We start from the raw sequence: 16,303 nt of genomic DNA, 5'->3' as shown, positions 1-16,303 counted from the left end.
CGCGATTTTGAGACCGGTTTTCTGATCACCTTGGCTGACCTTTTTGTGAATTGGCACCAATGAACAGTTTCTCAATTTGCATTCCGAGCATCTAAGCCCTTGAAAAATATGATAACGCCTTTGCGGGACTCTCACGGGATGCGTGAGTATTTCTCAGGGTTATGGCCACCATTCGAACGAAGAATTTCAAAGTCTAACTGTCTTGGGCGCTTGCTGTTGTCAGCGGGGAGGCCACGTCAGGGCTTTGATCTCCGCACTCAACATAGTCAACGCGGAGTTCTTTTATGCTTTCCGAGATTCTTGCCAGCTTGCGCGCCAGATTGATGATGTCTTCGTCACTGGCCCAAGAAACCGTCCGTGACGGACAGACTCTGATCAACGGCTTTTTCCAAAACACTGTGGTCGACAACACCCCTGCCTTTGTTCTGAACAACGACCTCGCACGGTTGCTGAACTTTGGTGAAATCGAAACCAATGACGCGCCATCCGCCGTGTCTGTAGACGCCGAAGACGTGCAGGTCTTCAACTTCCGCACCGGCAGCATTGAAGCCAATGGTGATGTGGCAACCGGCGTCGAAGTGACCGACGGTTCCAGCGCGGATATCCGCAACTTCGGCAGCATCGCAGGTGAGCTGAACGGTGTGGAATTCTCCGGCGCAAACAGCTCCGGCTCGCTCGACAACTTCAGCGGCGGCGTCATCTCCTCTGACAGCCGCGCGGTCGAAATCGAAGGCCAGGGCATCAGTGTGCGCAACTTTGGTGACATCGTTGGTACCGGCGATCAGCGCAACGGCACCATCTACACCAATGCCACCGCCGAAGACGTCAGCATTTCCAACTTCACCGGCGCAACCATTGACGCAGGCGCAGAGAACAGCGGTGCCGGTATCTCCTTCCAGGTTGGCGATGAAGCCGGTGACACGGTTTCCAACACTGTCTTCAACGGCTTTGGCGCAACCATCCAAGGGCGCGGTCAGGCGGCCTCTGACACAGGTGGCGCAGGCGATGGTATCCGTCTGAACAATGGGGCCGAAGGCGCGGTGTCTGACACGGACATCACCAACAGCGGCCTGATTTCCTCTGAAAGCAACCAAGGCACTGCCGCCGGTATCCGCGTGGCGGATGGTCTGGCGGCTGAGGGGCGTATTCTGAACACCTCCACCGGTGTGATCGAAGGCGTGCGCAATGGTCTTTATATCGGTGAAGCCGAGCATGATCTGGATGTGCTGAACTTTGGCACCATCCAATCTGACAGCCGCGCGGTGAACATCGACGGCTCCGGCGTCGACCTGCTGAACGCAGGCACCATTCAGGGCACCGGCGATCAGCGCAACGGCACGGTCTATGCCGATGGCACAGCCGATGACTTCTCCGTTTCCAACCTCGTGAACGGCACGATTGATGCAGGCGAAGGCAACCAAGGCTCTGGCTTTGGCGCAGAGATCGGTGGCGCAGAAGACGGTGCAAACACCTTCACATTGAACAACGCCGGAACCATCCAAGGCCGTGGCAATGCCAGTGCCGGAACAGGTCTGGCAGGTGACGGTGTGCGGGTTGGCAATCCTGGCAACCAAGGCACCACAGATGCCACGATCACCAACAGCGGCTCGATCCTGTCTGAAGGCGCAAATGGCACGGTTGCCGGTGTGCGCTTTGTCAACGGTGTGAACTTCCAAGGCACGTTCACCAACTCCGGCACTGTCGCAGGTGTGCAGAACGGTGTGTACTTTGGCACCGGCGATCACTCTGGTGGCTCGTTTGTGAACTCCGGCGTGGTGTCCTCTGACAGCCGTGCATTGAACATCGATGGCGAAGGTCTGGAAGTGACCAACTCCGGCGCAATCCTCGGCACCGGCGATCAGCGCAACGGGACCGTCTATGCCGATGGCACCGCAGACAACTACACCTTCACCAACACCGGTCTTGTGGACGCAGGTGCGGGCAACAACGGCTCTGCCGTGTCTCTTCAGACAGGTGACGAAGCGGGTGATGTGGTTTCTGCAGCGGTTGTAAACGAAGGCATCCTGCAAGGTCGCGGCGATGCAACCGAAGGCAACACCGTTGGTGACGGTCTGCGTCTGTTCAGCAATCAGGAAGACGCAAGCTTTGCCGGTCTGGTGCAGAACTCCGGCGTGATCGCGGGCTCTGAGGACAGCGACGCAGCAGCGGGTATCCGTGTGGACGGCGGCCTGAACATCCTTGGCGCGATTGTCAACGAAGGTCAGATCACCGGTTCTGTAAACGCGATTGATGCGCGTGATGCGGGCTCTGTGACCTTTGTGAACGATGATGACGGCGTGGTAGATGGCAACGTGCTGCTGGGTGCAGGCGAAGACATCGTGGTCAACCTTGGCCAGATCGACGGCGTGATTGACGGCGGTGCCGGCAACGACGTTCTGATTGCTGGTGACGGCGACAATGTGATTGTTGGCGGTCTGGGCAACGACTTCATCGAAGGTGGTGCAGGCAGCGATACCGTTGACTTCTCCGATCAAGATGTGGCGGTGAAAGTGGATCTTGGCTCCAGCGGCACTGGCACAGCCACCCGTGAGACAGGCTTCTCCGTTTCAGTGCAGAATGTGACCGTGGGGGCTTCGCTGCAGCCGACGCCAAACATCAACGACGGTGCTGGCTTTGTGTCTGAAGCGCTGGCTGGCAATCTCTACTACAACATTCACACCTCCGATTTCCCAGCAGGCGAAATTCGCGGGCAGTTTGAAGTGGTTAGTGATGTGATGGACAGCCACAACGCACGGGTCATCACCCTGCGTGCCGAGCTGGATGCCTCCCAGGAACCTGGTCCGACATCTGACAGTGAAGCGACGGGTACAGCGACGCTGACCATCGTGCAGAACCCGGAAACCGGTGAGGTGGTTTACTCCTCCGAGCTAACCGTGACCGGCCTGAACGAAGCGGATCTGCAGACACCTGTGCCAGGCGTTGTTTCGGCAATCCACCTGCACAATGCGCCTGCCGGTCAGAACGGCCCAATCGCGCAGGACACGCTGGTGGACGCAGGCGCCACGATCGACGCCAACTCGCCGACAGGTGTGTCCGGTGCGGATGTCATCAACGAAGTCTCGGAAACCGACACGCTCAGTTCCATCGAGAATGTGATCGGCTCCAACGACGGAGACACCATCAACGGGTCCGATCTGGCCAACACCCTGTCGGGTGAAGACGGCGACGACCTGATCAACGGTGAGGGTGGCGACGACATCCTGATCGGTGGTGACGGTGCGGACACCTTCCTCTTTGAAGGCGACTTCGGCAACGACACCATCCGTGACTTTGAGACTGGCGTGGACCGGTTGGATTTCTCCGACTTCGGCCCGGACTTCGCCACTCAGCTCACCGTGTCTCAGGACGGCGACGACACCCTGCTGACCTTCTCCTCGGACGCCTCTGTGCGCCTTGAAGGGGTCCTCAGCACGGATCTGACCGACGACGACTTCATCGCCTGATCGCACGCAACAGTGGGATGGCAGCCAAGGCTGCCATCCCCTTCACCCTGAAAAGAGATCACCAAAATGTTTCAGAAAAAATCCTTCGTTAAATCCGCATGGCGCTCCCTGCGCGGCGGTTTCATGGCTGTCGCCTTCTTCAGCATGATCCTGAATTTGCTCGTTTTGGCCGCGCCTCTCTATATGTTGCAGGTCTATGACCGGGTGCTGACCAGCCAGAATATGGACACGCTGATTGCGCTCAGCATCCTTCTGGGTGGCGTTTTTATTGTCAGCGGCATGCTTGATCTGGTGCGTATGCGCATCCTGAGCCGCCTTGGTGCGCGGTTTGAGCTGAAAGTGGGCGCTCCGATCCTTCAGTCGGCCATGCGCAAACGGGTGCAGGGCAAAGGCGCGGGCGACAATCCGGCGGCCGATGTGACCGGGCTGAGAGATTTCATCTCCGGCCCCACACTGACGGCTTTCTTTGATGCCCCCTGGATTCCGCTGCACATCGGCGTGCTCTTTCTGCTGCATCCCTACCTTGGCGCTCTTGGTCTTGGCGGTGCAATTTTCCTTACAATTATGGCCCTTGTGAACAACGCGCGCGCATCTGATGTGATGCAGGATGCCGCCCGCGCCCGTGCAAGGTCCGACGCTTTGTTCACCACAAGTGAGCAAAATGCAGAGCTCGTCCAGGCAATGGGTATGACTGGTGATCTCGCTCGTCGCTGGACGGCTCTGCAACATCAGGCCCATGAGCTCAAAGCGCGTGTGTCTGACCGGATTGCAAGCTTTTCGGTGATTTCCAAGACCACACGCATGGCGCTTCAGTCCGGCATGCTGGGTCTTGGGGCGGCGCTGGCGATCACCGGGCAAGCCACTGCAGGTGTGATGATTGCAGGCACCATCGTGCTGGCCCGTGCGCTGGCACCGATTGACCAGCTGATCGGGCAGTGGCGCACGTTTCTGGCGGCGCGTGGCTCCTACAAAACACTGCGGGCCCTGTCTGAAGCCTACCCGGAGCCTGCCAAACGGCTGGCGATGCCACGCCCGCAGATCTCGCTGAACGCCACCATCGCGCAGGCGGGGCCTCCGCTGGCACAGAATGCCACCATTGGCGGGATCGACTTTGTCCTGTCGGCCGGAGATGTGGTTGCGGTGATCGGGCACAGCGGATCGGGCAAATCCACCTTGGCGAAAATGCTGGCCGGGATCTGGGTGCCGCAACGCGGGGCGATCCGTCTGGATGGCACGCCGATGGCGAAATGGGACACAGAAGAGCTTGGCCAGCTGATTGGCTATCTGCCACAGGATGTGCAGCTGTTTGACGGCACCATCCGGGACAATATCGCGCGGTTTTCCACCACGATTGATGACAGCAAAGTGTTGGAAGCGGCGATTGCGGCGGATGTGCATGGTCTGATCAGCAGCCTGCCGGATGGCTACGCCACCGAGATTGGCAACGGCTATCATCTGTCCGGCGGTCAGCGTCAGCGCATCGCACTTGCGCGCGCGCTTTACAATGATCCCTTTGTGCTGGTGCTGGATGAACCCAATTCCGATCTGGATGCCCAGGGAGAGCTGGCGCTGCGCAATGCCATTCGCGGCGCAAGCGCGCGGGGCGCGATCACCTTTGTTATGACCCACCGCCCCAGCACGCTTGAGGCTGTCAACAAAGTACTGACGCTGAACAAAGGCGCGCAAACCGGCTTTGGCGACAAAGAAGACATTCTGCGCCCCCGCCAACAGACCTCTGTGGCGCGTGCGGCAAACCTGCGGCTGGCGGAAGGCCAAGCGGCACCAGCGAGCAAGAAAGGAGCGAACCAATGACCCCAGCTTTGAGAAAACAATCCAACGGCGGCGTTCTGCGCCTTGAGGACTACAACCGCGTGCAAACAAAGGCGGCGGGCATCGGGATCGGAGGCTTTGTCTTCTTTGGCATCCTGACCGTGGCGGGTTTCCTTGGTGGCGCGGCCTATTGGGCGAGCACCTCGCAGCTTGACGGTGCGGTGGTGGCCCCGGCTTCCTTTGTTGTGGAAGGCAACCGCAAGACGGTTGAGCATTTCGAAGGCGGTGTGGTGCGCAATATCTTTGTCAGCGACGGCGATCTGGTGGAGGCGGGTGACACGCTTGTGGAACTCGACAACACCGATCTGGGGGTGGATCTGGATGTGCTGAGCAGCCAGATTGGTGATCTCTCTGCACGGCGCGCACGGTTGGAAACACAGCTCGACAGCGCGCCTGTTTTTGCGGAAGAGCGTGTGGCAAATGCGCTGCCGGTGGCACTTGAGCCCGAGGTCTGGCAGGCGTCATTTGTGCGGCAAAAGGCCTTGTTTGATGCGGAACAGCGCTCACGTGATGCCGAAGCGGCACTGATTGAGCAGCGCTTGGAGAGCCTTCAGGATCAGGTGGAGGGGTTGCAGGCGCAGCAGGTGTCAAACCGCCGTCAAGTGGAGATCACGCAGCAGGAGCTGGTCAATCTCGAAAGCCTTCTGGATCGCGGTCTGGTGGCTGTCACCCGGGTGAACTCCCGCCGTGTCGAGATTGAGCGCCTGAATGGCGTTGAGGCAGCTCTGCGCACTGATGAGGCGCGGGCGCGCAATGAAATCAGCGAGTTGCGCCTGTCTCAGATCGGCACAGAGCGGCTGCGTCAGGAGACAGCCTCCACTGAAATCGCGCAGATTGAGGCCCAGCTTGAGACGCTTGAGGCGCAGTATCTTGGGGCCAGTGAGCGGTTCAATCGTGTGGCGATCACCGCGCCGGTCAGCGGGCGGGTCGTGGAAATGACGGTGTTCACCAAAGGCGGCGTGGTGCGTCCGGGTGCGCCGATCCTCGATATTGTGCCGCTGGATCAACCGCTTGTGGTTGAGGCGCGTGTGGAGACAGGGGACATCGAAAAACTGCATGTCGGCCAATCCTCCCGCGTGCGCCTATCGGCCTTTGATCAAGGTGATGTTCCTGAGGCCAATGGCATGATTGTCGACATCTCCGCTGACAGTCTGGAAGACGAGCGCACCGGGCAGTTCTACTATGTGGCCAAGGTGAAGCTTGATGAGGCGCAGCCGCGTGAGGTTGCCGCGCTTGAGATCGTGCCGGGGATGCCTGCGGATCTGTTTGTGAACACAGGCGAGCGCACCGCGTTGAGCTATCTCACCAAACCTCTGAGTGACCGTCTCGCGCGGACATTCATCGAGTAAACACCTGTGTCACGCCGCAAATGTCGGCGTGACGCCCTTTGGCGGGTTCTCGGCGATATAAGCACCGATTTTGGCCAAGAGGGGTTTGCGCGGGCAGGTCAGACGCGAGGCCGCGCCAAGATTGCGAAGATTGCCCGGGGCCTCAAAAGGCACAAAAGACAGCGGCCAATTGTCTTCGCGAAACTGCTCCGCTGCCAGCGCTGACACAATGGTGCAATCATCAGAATGGATGATGTGGCGGCAGATGGTCTCAAACCGAAGGGCCGTGAGATCAAACCGCTTGGAGGCGCGGGATTCAGGTCGGGGCGTGGGCAGGCGATCTTCCAGTTCATAGCCGAAGGAATGCGGCAGGCGGATGAAATCGCTGACCGGCACGTCTTCGGGGTGAATGGCCGGCAGTGTTGCAAGCGGATGCCCGTGGCGCATGGCCAGATAGAGCGGCTCTGTCCAGATCGAGGTGAAATCCAGCGTTGGATTGTGATTGAGCTGCGCCACCAAGGCGACGTCAAGCTCGTGGTTTTCCACCATTTGCAACATGTTCTGCGGCAGGTCTTCGATCATCGTGACCCGCATGCGGGGAAACAAGTCGTTGAACAGAATAGAGAAATACTGCGTGAGATAGGGCGCAAGCGTGGGGGTGAGACCGATCTTGAACGGCACGGCCTCAGGGTCTCGGAACTCTGTTGCGGAGTCCCTGATGCGTTGGGCATCAGACAGCATACGGTCGGCGATGCGGGCCACCCGCTCGCCAAAGGCCGAGAGCCGGGTTTCACCGCTCATGCGGATGAAAAGGTCCGCGCCCAATTCCTTTTCGAGTTTGCGAATTTGGTTGGACAGGGCCGGCTGCGTCACGTTGCAGGCCTCGGCAGCGCTGCTGAAGTTTTTCAGTCTCGCAACCGCCGTGACATACTCAAGGTCTCGCAGGTTCATCTCTCGGCGCCATCACATGTGATCCTAATGCCGAATTTAACTCGGCTGAGGCACCCTAAGTCGCCCAAAGTCCTTACGATAGGGTGCACACAGGCCTGTGATGGGAAGTGAGCTATCGCGCCGAGGGGCCAAAGCTCTCAAAATGGATCTGCTCAGCGGGCACGCCCGCCGCTTCAAGGCCGCTGCGCAGCTCTGCAATGAAGCGCGCGGGGCCGCACAGCAGGTAGTGCGCCGTGGCACCGGCCTCCAGTTTCAAAAGCGCCTGCGCGGTGATCCGGCCATGGTGGTCAAAACGGCCTGTGGCCTGATCCGCTGCACTGGGGCGGCTGTAAAAGAGGCGCTGGTGGAGGTGGTCGTGGGTTTCAACCAAAGCATCCGTTTCAACACGCAGGGCGTGGTGCGCGCTGTCTTTTGCACCGTGCACAAACCACACCGGCCGCGCCGCTTTGTCTTGCGCGAGGGTGTGCAACATGGAGACCATCGGGGTGAGCCCGACACCGGCGCTGACCAGCACCAGCGGGGCGCTGCCTTTTGGGATCACGAAATCCCCTGCAGGCTGGGACGCGCGCAGCACCGCGCCTTCGCCCAAGGCATCATGCAGATGACGGGAGGCCAGCCCTTGGCTTTCTCGTTTTATTGTAAGGCGATAGGCTGACTTGTCGCGCGGATCCCCTGAGAGGGAATAGCTGCGTTTTACGGGACCGGTGTGGCCCGGCACGTTGATTTCTATCGGCAGGTGCTGACCCGCGGCGTAGGGCGTCACGCCCTCACCATCCACGGGCGACAGATAGAAAGACGTGATCTCCTCGCTTTCATTGACGCGCTTTGACACTTTGAATTGGCGCAGGTCCGCATTCGGCTTTGACCAGCGCAGACCAAGCGCGTTGGGGCGCTCGATCACCGCGTCGATTGTGACGTCGATCACGCGGTGGGCCTCCGGGTCTTTTTTGGCGTCCGGGTGCCAGTTGATGCTGGCGCGTCCGGAGATGTGCAGCAGGCTTCCGCTGTCAAAATCGACAAAGACCAAGCCCACACGCGGATCGGCAAGCAGGTTGCCGATGGTGTTGAAAAAGTTGTTGCCTGCATAATCCGGGATGTGCAGATGCGTGGCATCTGACACGCGCACAAACCCCGGCAATCCGCCCCTGTGGGAGGCATCAAAGCCGCGCGAGGGCACATCGGCACCGTGCTGATGGCCGGAGCCGATGAACAGCGTATCAGCACCGGTGATCCACGCCGTTTGTGACGGTGTGAGCGCCTCCGTGCGCTTGGCTGGCGCGGGGGTATTGGCGGGCACACGGCGCAAACGGCGCTCGTGGATGTATTGCGGACAATTCCCGAAAGTCTGTTTGATATCGAGCGTATAGGCGGCACCTGATCGCTTCAAGCGTCCGCTAAAGCGGTTGCGGCGGCGGCTGTGCAGCTCAATGCCGACGGCACCGATGTCGGTGCCTGCATCCACGGCGGCGCGCAGCGGATCCTGTGCATCAATCTCTGTGTGCAGACTGAGCGCGCGCGGGTTTGGCGAGCGGATGAAGCCGGCCGGCCCGTCAATAAGCGTGACCCAGGTGTGGCCATCTGCGCCGGCGCCGGACACCACCAGAAACGGCAAAGACGTGTGAAAATCCCGGTGCTGTTGTGGTAGATAATCGCGGATGAAACCGCTGGCCCACTGGGCCACGTCACCGGCGCCTGCGCGTTTCTGGGCGGCGCGTTCTCCGGCGTGAAACGGGGTGCGTTCTGTAACGGTGTCCATGTGATCTACCTTTCTCAAAGGGGGGCTGGCGCTGAGGCGCGCCAGCCTGCTGGATTAGGCCAGTTCCGGGACCGGCGAGGCCACCATGCCGACAAAGTTCGGCTCGGCCTCAACACGCGCGATCCAGGCGCGCAGGTTGGGGTAGGGCGCGAGGTCGACGCCGCCTTCTGGTGCATGGGCGATGTAGCTGAAGCAGGCCACGTCGGCGGCGGTGATGACATCGGCGGCCAGCCAGTTGCGGCCCGCGAGATGCGCTTCCATGATCTTGAAGAGCGCATGGGCCTTGGCGATGGCGGCCTCGTGATTTAGCGGCGCCCCAAACAGGGTGACCAGACGCGCAGCACAGGGGCCGGAATAGACGTTGTCTGCGGCGATGGTCAGCCAACGCTGCACTTCGGCGGCCACTTTCGGATCGGCGGGCAGCCAGTCGCTGTCGGGCGCATAGGTTTTCACCAGATAGACAAGGATGGCGTTGGAATCCGCGAGAGTATAGCCATCGTCCTCAATGGCCGGAACCAGACCAAAGGGGCTGACTTTCAGGAAGTCCGGTGCCTTATGTGCGCCAGCGGCCATATCCAGATCGATGGTTTCATATGGCAGGCCCAGCAGGGCGAGCATCAGCTCGACCCGGTGGCAGTGGCCGGACTTTGGGGTGCGGTAGAGTTTGATCGGTTTCATATCGTGATCCTGTTGTGATTAGAGGCCAAGGTCGCTCAGGCCCGGGTGGTCGTCGGGGCGCCGGCCCAGAGGCCAGCGGAAGAGCCGTTCTTCTTCGGTGATCGGTTTTTCGTTGATGGAGGCATGGCGATTGGCCATGTAGCCATTGGCGTCAAATTCCCAATTCTCATTGCCGTAGGCGCGGAACCAGTTGCCGCTGTCATCGTGATATTCATAGGCGTAGCGTACCGCGATGCGGTTGTCGGTGTAGGCCCAGAGCTCCTTGATCAGGCGGTAGTCGAGCTCCTTGTCCCATTTGCGGGTCAGGAAGGCTTCGATCTCGGCCCGGCCCTGCGGAAACTCGGCGCGGTTGCGCCACCTGCTGTCCGGCGTGTAGGCGAGCGCCACTTTGGCAGGGTTGCGGCCGTTCCAGCCGTCTTCGGCGAGGCGCACCTTTTCAATGGCAGTTTCCCGCGTAAACGGTGGCAGGGGCGCGCGAGGCGGTTCTTGAAACATGGCCAAATCCTTTGATTGGAAATCTGCGTTCTATCGCTTGGCCAAGAGATAGATTGATCCGGAAAACGAATGAATATACGAAATATGAAAGTCATTATTTTGGAAAATGACCATATTGGAGCTGTGCTTTGGATCGTTTGCAAACCCTCGAAGTCTTTGTGGCTGTGGCAGAAGAAGAGAGCTTTGCCGCTGGGGCGCGGCGGTTGGGATTGAGCGCACCTTCGACAACGCGGGGGGTGAACACGCTGGAGGCGCGCCTTGGGACGCCGTTGTTCACACGGACCACGCGGCGGGTGCGGTTGACCGAGGTGGGGCACACCTATCTGGAGGATGCGCGCCACATTCTGGCGCAGATGCAGGCGGCGGATGACGCGGCCACGGGGGCGGCGACCAATCCGGTGGGGCAGCTGCGGATCACCTGCCCAACGGAATTTGGCCGGATCTATGTTGCGCCGATCCTGACGGATTTTCTGGACCTCTTCCCCGCGGTCAGTGCGGATGTGCTGATGGTGGATCGGGTGGTGAATATGGTGGAGGAGGGCTTTGACCTTGCGGTGCGGATCGGCGATTTGCCCTCCTCCGGCCTGACGGCGGTGCGCGTGGGGCAGGTGCGGCGCATGGTGGTGGCTGCGCCGGAGTATCTGGCGTGTTACGGGATGCCGCAGACGCCGGCAGACCTGCCACAACACCAGATCCTCACCGCTGCGCCGGTCAGCCCGACCACCGAATGGCGTTTTGGCCGGGAGCTACAGGACGGCGTAAAAATCAAGCCCCGCTTGACGTTAAGCAGTGTCGCGGCGGCGATTTCCGTGGCGCAAAGCGGATGGGGCCTGTGCCGGGTGCTGTCTTATCAGGTGGCCGCTGATCTGCAGTCCGGAGCGCTGCAAGCCGTGCTGGAAGAGCATGAGCCCGCGCCGCTGCCGATCCATCTGGTGCATGCGGAAGGGCGGCGGGCTCCGGCAAAAATCCGGGCTTTCATTGATATGGCGCGGGACCGGCTGCGCGCTGTCCCCGGGTTGGCCTAGGCGGCCTCAGCGCTCAGGTGCGCGCGGCTTCAAAGGCCTGCCAGGCGGCTTCAAACTTCTCAAAATCAAAGTCGTCGGCGCGGGCTGGTTCCAGCACCAGCTTTTCTGTGTCCAGAAGCTTCAGAATGGCGTCTTCCAGCATCGGCAAGACGTCTTCGGGTATGACCAGCGCGCCGTGGCGGTCTGCGTGGATGAGGTCGCCGTCGTTCACCGTCATGCCAAAGATGTCCACGGTTGTGCCAACCTCGCGCACATGCACAAAGGCGTGGCTGGGGCCGATGGAGCCTGCGACCACGGGGAAGCCCTCCGGCAGGTCGCCAAGGTCACGCATCACCCCGTTGGTGAGCGCACCCGACACACCTAAGCCCTTGTGAACCGTGGTGTTTATCTCTCCCCAGAACGCGCCAATTGCATCCGGGTAATCCAGATCTTCGACCACAGTCACGCGGGGAGACGGGCCTTCGGACATGTGTTTGTAGTACGCCATGCGGCGCGCGCGGATCACGTCGGGGGCTTCTTGAGAGGGTTCCTGTGCGGCGATTCTGGCGGTGCGGGCATAGCCGACCATTGCGCCTTCCTCAGGGGCGGAGCAGAGCATGGTGCCGCGGGTGAATTGGGCAAAGCCACGTTTGCCTTGGGCGACTTCGATGGCGTTGCAGACGGTGGGGGTATCGACAGATTGCAGGAGCTTGAGCAGGGAAGGGGTCATAGGGTCTCCAACCAGGTTTTGAGCGCCGCGGTGGTGGCGTCGGGTTGTTCGAGGGTCGGCAGGTGGCCTGCGTTTGGCAGCACTTTGAGCGTGCTGTTGGGCAGCAGGTCATGCATGAGTTCGTGGCGGGCAACGGGGCAGAGGCTGTCATCCTCGCCGCAGAGCGCCAGCGCGGGGCCGGTGAAGGATTTCAGCGTCTGAGACTGATCCGGCCGGTCGCGTAACGCGATGGATTGGTTGATAAAAACCTGATCTCCGAGGGCGGTGGCCATGTCCATGCAGAAATCGAGAATGGCCCCTTTGTTGGGACCGTCGGTGAGGTAATTGGGCTTCATTTCCTCGCGCATGACACGGCGCAATTCGCCGCGTTTTACCGCCTCGATCTGCGGGCCGCGTCTGGCTTTCACCGCGTCCGCTTCGGCGAGGGGATTGGTGTCCATCAAGGCGAGGCCCGCGACGCGCTCGGGGGCCTGACGGGCGATCTCCATGGCGACGATGCCGCCCATGCTGAGGCCCGCCAGAGCGAAGCGGGGTGGGGCGTGGGCCAGCACCTCTTCGGCCAAGGCGGCCATGGTCTGGTGGTGCCCGATGGGCGCGACAGAGACCGTGCGCTGAGCGGAAAAGGCGGCGATCTGCGGCGCAAAAAGCCGTGCGTCACACATCATGCCGGGGAGGAAAACGAGCGGGGTCATGCCAGATCTGAGGCCAGTTTTGCACCCTCGCTGAGCGCAGAAAGTTTGGCGTAAGCGATGTCAGGATCGACCGCGCCAAAACCGGCAAACGTGCCAAAGCCACAGTCGCTTCCGGCGACCACACGTTCGGCCCCTACGATGTCGCTAAAGCGTTGAAGTCTTTGAGAAACCAGCTCCGGATGCTCTACAAAATTGGTGGTTGTGTCCACCACACCCGGCACCAGAACCTTGTCCTGCGGGATCTCGGATTTGCGGTCGCGGAACACGGTCCATTCATGCGCGTGACGGGGGTTGGAGGTTTCAAAGAGCACATAGCGCGCTTTGGTGTCCATGAGTGTGGTGAAGACCTTGTCCATGCCGATGTCACAGCAGTGGGGGCCTTCGTAGTTGCCCCAGCAGATGTGGACGCGGACGCGCTCTTGCGGGACGTCTCGCAGGGCGTGATTCAGCGCTTCGACATGCAGGTTGGCGATCTGAACAAACTCATCGTCGCTGAGGTCGGTAAACAACATATGACGGGACAGCGCGAGGTCGGGGCAATCCAGTTGCAGATCAAGCCCGTGGGCGATGATGGTGTCGTATTCTTCTTTCATCGCATCGGCCAAAGCGGCCAGATAGGCCTCGCGATTCTTGTAGAAATCATTCTGCAAAAACAGCGAAACCACCCCCGGAGAGGCGGCATTCATGAAGCCCTGTTCGGCACCATGAGTGGCCATGGCGGATTTCAGGTTGTTGATATCTTTGAGTAATTCGTCCTGGCCTTTGCTGCGGACTTCGCCGGTGCATTTGGGACGGGCGTATTGCGGGGTGCCGCCGCCATCCGCGAGACGCTTCAGAAAACTGGGGAACATTTTCAGATCCGCCGGGGCGTTGCGCTCGCTGTCGCCAGAAAAACCGGTGTAGCGGTCTTTGACATAGGTGGCGTAGGAAATTTTGCTGGTTTCCCCGTCGCTTACAACGTCGACACCTGCCTCGACCTGTTTGCGCACGGCGGCGTCCACCGCAGCGGTCATGGCGGCGTCAAAAGCGGCGGCATCGTAGGGTGTTTCGTTCTCGCGTGCGAAGATGAAATCCACCACCTCCTGCGTGCGGGGCAGGCTGCCGACGTGGGTCGTTAAGATTTTGCTCATGGACCAAAATTTCCTGTCGGTATCGCGTCGGTATCGCGGCTGTATTGCGGAGGTGCAATTTTCAGCGGGTGGCGTTAACTTTTGGGGGTGTTGCGCGGCGTACGTTGCGCCGCGCAGGGGGTCTTATTAACCTTTCCACGTCGCCCCGGCGGGGTCGTTGGTGGCGGTGATGCGGTAAAGCCCGGCCTCGCCGGTCATGGATGGCGCGGCGCTGTAGCTCTCACCCGGCATGGCCACGGCGGTGTCTCCAGCGGAGAGGGTGACCTCCACGTCATCAATCTTGATGCGCCAGTGACCGCTGGCGGGCATCAGCACCACGGGCTTGTCGGTTTTGACCTGCTCGGCCATCGCGGAGCCACGGGTGAGGAAGTCGACCTCGAAGCCGGGTTTGTCTTTGATCATGGCATCCTCGCCAATCACCTTGGCGGGTTTCTTTGATCCCAGCGCCATCAGATCCCAGTAGCGGGCGACGTATTTGCCAACCACATCCTCGACCGGCACTTCGGGGTAGGCTTTCAGCTCTTCTTCCGACAAGAGCGGCATGGCGCGCACATTGTGGGGCAGCTCCTGACCTTTCTTGCTGTCATAAAGCACGCCGTTGTCGCCCAGCATCAAACCATGGGCCTGTGCGTCCTCGATCACCTGCGGCGCCCATGTGACGCCGCCGCCTGCATCGTCGCCGCCAAGGATCGACATGATCATGCCGTAGTCCTGACCGACGTTTTCAAAGCCCCGGAAGATGCCTGTTGGAATGTTGAAGATGTCGCCTTCTTCAGCGATGAATTCACCGGCGGTGCCATAGCGGCCCCAGAAGAAGCGCCAGCGGCCTTTGGCCACAAAAAACACCTCGGCGGTGGTGTGGCTGTGCAGGGAGTTGCGGCATTTGGGCGGCTGGCCTGCCGCGCCGATGTTGAAGCCGATCTTGTCGGTGATGTGGACGTGCTGATCGGGGGATTCCGAGACGCCGCCGCCGACGATGGTGAAGTTCTCTTTCTGATCAGAGCCCGGCGTGTGGGCGTCGATGAAAGCGGTTTTGCAGGGTTGCAGCTCGCCGTAGCGGACGATGCGGGATTGGATGGTGCTCATAATGTGTCTCCTTTGGATTGGGGGGGGAATGTGAGGGTGGTCACATTCCCTGTCCGGGAGGACGGTTGTTCAAACGCCGCGCACGCAAAGAGGCGCGGTGTGCATGAAAGCGCCGCGCCGCCTGTGTGGCGTTGAGATATGAGTTTGCTGCCAGCACCAAGCGCGCCCTAGAGCTCGCCGGTGTGCAGCAGGATCTGTTTCCAGACGGCGGTTTCGTCAAACAGGGTCCATTCGCGGCGCAGGCGGATATCTCCACCAATCAGCTCGCCCCATTCCGCGTGGCTGATGCCGAGCACATAGAGATCGGCCCCTGTGGGTGCGCCAAGCGCGCCCCAGCCGTCGTGTTTGCCGTGCAGGCTCCAGCGGATCGCGGAGCGGGGCGGCATGTTGGGATCGTCGCGGCCGATCTGGTGATGGATGGTGAATGTGGCCGAGGGCATGGAGGCGCGCAGGGACATCCAGAAGCGTTCGACCGGATCCCAGCTGTGGCCGGTGGCCCCGCCGGGATATTCGCTTTGCACCGCGCGATTATAATGCCGTTTGATCGCCGCCATATCGGCATCCATCATCGCGGTCAGCAGATCGGCGTGGCGCTGGCCCCATGGGTTGTCGTTGCCAGTGCCTTTGTAAGGGCCGTCGATGTCATTGGCCGGGGTGAAAGGTTTCACGCAGGCTTCTGGGCCGCCTTCGCGGGCGATCAGATCACGGGCGAAATCCTTGGGATCCCAGCCCATCTGGCGCACCACCGCGCCATTGTCGCGGATCAGCCATTCGTCATCAATGGCGTTATTCTTGGCGTGGCAATCCGCCAGAATGCGGTAGGTCAGCTTGCTGCCGGTGGCCTTGCCAAAGACGCCATCGCCCAGATGGGTCGCGGTGGACATAATCCGGTGGCTGGAGAGCATGCCCTCCTCCGGAGTGCCGGACCAGATCACATCTTCGCCCAGCAATGTACGATCCGGAAATTCCGCGAGTGTCGCCATGGTGGCGCCAATCACGCCTGCGTTGCCGCGCGACACAGAGCCGGGCATGCGCACCGCCACATCCGGGGCGTAGTAGTCATGCAATGTGGCCATGCCGCGGTCTTCCCAAATCTCTTTGGTGATGCCGATGATGTAGTCGGGGAAGTCCTTAAACTTCGGGTCAAAGCCTTGCATGG

At 60.6% G+C, this 16,303-nt stretch carries 13 protein-coding genes; 4 read left to right on the top strand and 9 right to left on the bottom strand.

The features are described from left to right. The first annotated feature begins 284 nt into the window (after window positions 1-284). The 3 genes from J7412_RS17405 (at window position 285) to J7412_RS17395 (ending at window position 6,643) form a co-directional block, all read left to right on the top strand. Window positions 285-3,464, top strand: coding sequence for a CHRD domain-containing protein (locus tag J7412_RS17405; protein ID WP_209079790.1), 3,180 nt, complete (start codon window positions 285-287; stop codon window positions 3,462-3,464). A 66-nt stretch (window positions 3,465-3,530) separates the two neighbouring features. After that, the gene (locus J7412_RS17400; protein WP_209079788.1) at window positions 3,531-5,276 is read left to right on the top strand and encodes a type I secretion system permease/ATPase; all 1,746 of its coding nucleotides are present in this window, start codon (window positions 3,531-3,533) and stop codon (window positions 5,274-5,276) included. Further along, the gene (locus J7412_RS17395; protein ID WP_209079786.1) at window positions 5,273-6,643 is read left to right on the top strand and encodes an HlyD family type I secretion periplasmic adaptor subunit; all 1,371 of its coding nucleotides are present in this window, start codon (window positions 5,273-5,275) and stop codon (window positions 6,641-6,643) included. Before J7412_RS17400 ends, J7412_RS17395 begins: the two co-directional genes overlap by 4 nt. 9 nt (window positions 6,644-6,652) lie before the next feature. Here J7412_RS17395 and J7412_RS17390 read toward each other — a convergent pair whose 3' ends face one another. The 4 genes from J7412_RS17390 to J7412_RS17375 form a co-directional block, all read right to left on the bottom strand. After that, window positions 6,653-7,573 carry a LysR family transcriptional regulator gene (locus J7412_RS17390; RefSeq protein WP_209079784.1) on the bottom strand — a complete coding sequence of 307 codons (921 nt, stop codon included), beginning with the start codon at window positions 7,571-7,573 and terminating at the stop codon, window positions 6,653-6,655. Window positions 7,574-7,685: 112 nt separating this feature from the next. Next, the gene (locus J7412_RS17385) at window positions 7,686-9,329 is read right to left on the bottom strand and encodes a pyridoxamine 5'-phosphate oxidase family protein (RefSeq protein WP_209079783.1); all 1,644 of its coding nucleotides are present in this window, start codon (window positions 9,327-9,329) and stop codon (window positions 7,686-7,688) included. Window positions 9,330-9,383: 54 nt separating this feature from the next. Next, window positions 9,384-10,007 (bottom strand): glutathione S-transferase, encoded by a 624-nt coding sequence (locus J7412_RS17380; RefSeq protein ID WP_209079781.1) that lies wholly within the window; start codon window positions 10,005-10,007, stop codon window positions 9,384-9,386. A gap of 18 nt (window positions 10,008-10,025) precedes the next feature. Further along, window positions 10,026-10,502, bottom strand: coding sequence for a nuclear transport factor 2 family protein (locus J7412_RS17375; RefSeq protein ID WP_209079780.1), 477 nt, complete (start codon window positions 10,500-10,502; stop codon window positions 10,026-10,028). A 128-nt stretch (window positions 10,503-10,630) separates the two neighbouring features. Between J7412_RS17375 and J7412_RS17370 the strand changes: the two genes are divergently transcribed. Continuing rightward, window positions 10,631-11,527: a LysR family transcriptional regulator gene (locus J7412_RS17370; RefSeq protein ID WP_209079778.1), complete on the top strand. Its 897-nt coding sequence runs from the start codon at window positions 10,631-10,633 to the stop codon at window positions 11,525-11,527. 13 nt (window positions 11,528-11,540) lie between these two features. Here the strand turns inward: J7412_RS17370 and J7412_RS17365 are convergent, their stop codons facing one another. The 5 genes from J7412_RS17365 to J7412_RS17345 all read right to left on the bottom strand — a co-directional run bounded on the left by J7412_RS17365 (window position 11,541) and on the right by J7412_RS17345 (window position 16,301). After that, a complete protein-coding gene (locus J7412_RS17365; protein WP_209079777.1) occupies window positions 11,541-12,236 on the bottom strand; it encodes an RraA family protein in 696 nt (231 codons plus the stop codon). Then, window positions 12,233-12,928 carry an alpha/beta hydrolase gene (locus tag J7412_RS17360; RefSeq protein WP_209079776.1) on the bottom strand — a complete coding sequence of 232 codons (696 nt, stop codon included), beginning with the start codon at window positions 12,926-12,928 and terminating at the stop codon, window positions 12,233-12,235. The genes J7412_RS17365 and J7412_RS17360 overlap by 4 nt, the downstream gene beginning before the upstream one ends. Further along, window positions 12,925-14,058 (bottom strand): cobalamin-independent methionine synthase II family protein, encoded by a 1,134-nt coding sequence (locus tag J7412_RS17355; RefSeq protein WP_209079775.1) that lies wholly within the window; start codon window positions 14,056-14,058, stop codon window positions 12,925-12,927. The genes J7412_RS17360 and J7412_RS17355 overlap by 4 nt, the downstream gene beginning before the upstream one ends. Before the next feature lie 126 nt (window positions 14,059-14,184). Next, window positions 14,185-15,144 (bottom strand): cupin, encoded by a 960-nt coding sequence (locus J7412_RS17350; RefSeq protein ID WP_209079774.1) that lies wholly within the window; start codon window positions 15,142-15,144, stop codon window positions 14,185-14,187. A 167-nt stretch (window positions 15,145-15,311) separates the two neighbouring features. Beyond that, window positions 15,312-16,301 (bottom strand): ester cyclase, encoded by a 990-nt coding sequence (locus tag J7412_RS17345; RefSeq protein ID WP_209079773.1) that lies wholly within the window; start codon window positions 16,299-16,301, stop codon window positions 15,312-15,314. Window positions 16,302-16,303 lie beyond the last annotated feature (2 nt).

It is taken from the genome of Shimia sp. R9_3 (assembly GCF_017743755.1).
Lineage (GTDB): Bacteria > Pseudomonadota > Alphaproteobacteria > Rhodobacterales > Rhodobacteraceae > Shimia.
The sequence above is the reverse complement of the archived record's forward strand: the minus strand, read 5'-3'. Positions and strand labels throughout refer to the sequence as shown.

Coding starts and splice junctions, on each gene's coding strand:
- J7412_RS17405 (WP_209079790.1), top strand. CDS start 285: ATGCTTTCCGAGATTCTTGCCAGCTTGCGCGCCAGATTGATGATGTCT.
- J7412_RS17400 (WP_209079788.1), top strand. CDS start 3,531: ATGTTTCAGAAAAAATCCTTCGTTAAATCCGCATGGCGCTCCCTGCGC.
- J7412_RS17395 (WP_209079786.1), top strand. CDS start 5,273: ATGACCCCAGCTTTGAGAAAACAATCCAACGGCGGCGTTCTGCGCCTT.
- J7412_RS17390 (WP_209079784.1), bottom strand. CDS start 7,573: ATGAACCTGCGAGACCTTGAGTATGTCACGGCGGTTGCGAGACTGAAA.
- J7412_RS17385 (WP_209079783.1), bottom strand. CDS start 9,329: ATGGACACCGTTACAGAACGCACCCCGTTTCACGCCGGAGAACGCGCC.
- J7412_RS17380 (WP_209079781.1), bottom strand. CDS start 10,007: ATGAAACCGATCAAACTCTACCGCACCCCAAAGTCCGGCCACTGCCAC.
- J7412_RS17375 (WP_209079780.1), bottom strand. CDS start 10,502: ATGTTTCAAGAACCGCCTCGCGCGCCCCTGCCACCGTTTACGCGGGAA.
- J7412_RS17365 (WP_209079777.1), bottom strand. CDS start 12,236: ATGACCCCTTCCCTGCTCAAGCTCCTGCAATCTGTCGATACCCCCACC.
- J7412_RS17360 (WP_209079776.1), bottom strand. CDS start 12,928: ATGACCCCGCTCGTTTTCCTCCCCGGCATGATGTGTGACGCACGGCTT.
- J7412_RS17355 (WP_209079775.1), bottom strand. CDS start 14,058: ATGAGCAAAATCTTAACGACCCACGTCGGCAGCCTGCCCCGCACGCAG.
- J7412_RS17350 (WP_209079774.1), bottom strand. CDS start 15,144: ATGAGCACCATCCAATCCCGCATCGTCCGCTACGGCGAGCTGCAACCC.
- J7412_RS17345 (WP_209079773.1), bottom strand. CDS start 16,301: ATGCAAGGCTTTGACCCGAAGTTTAAGGACTTCCCCGACTACATCATC.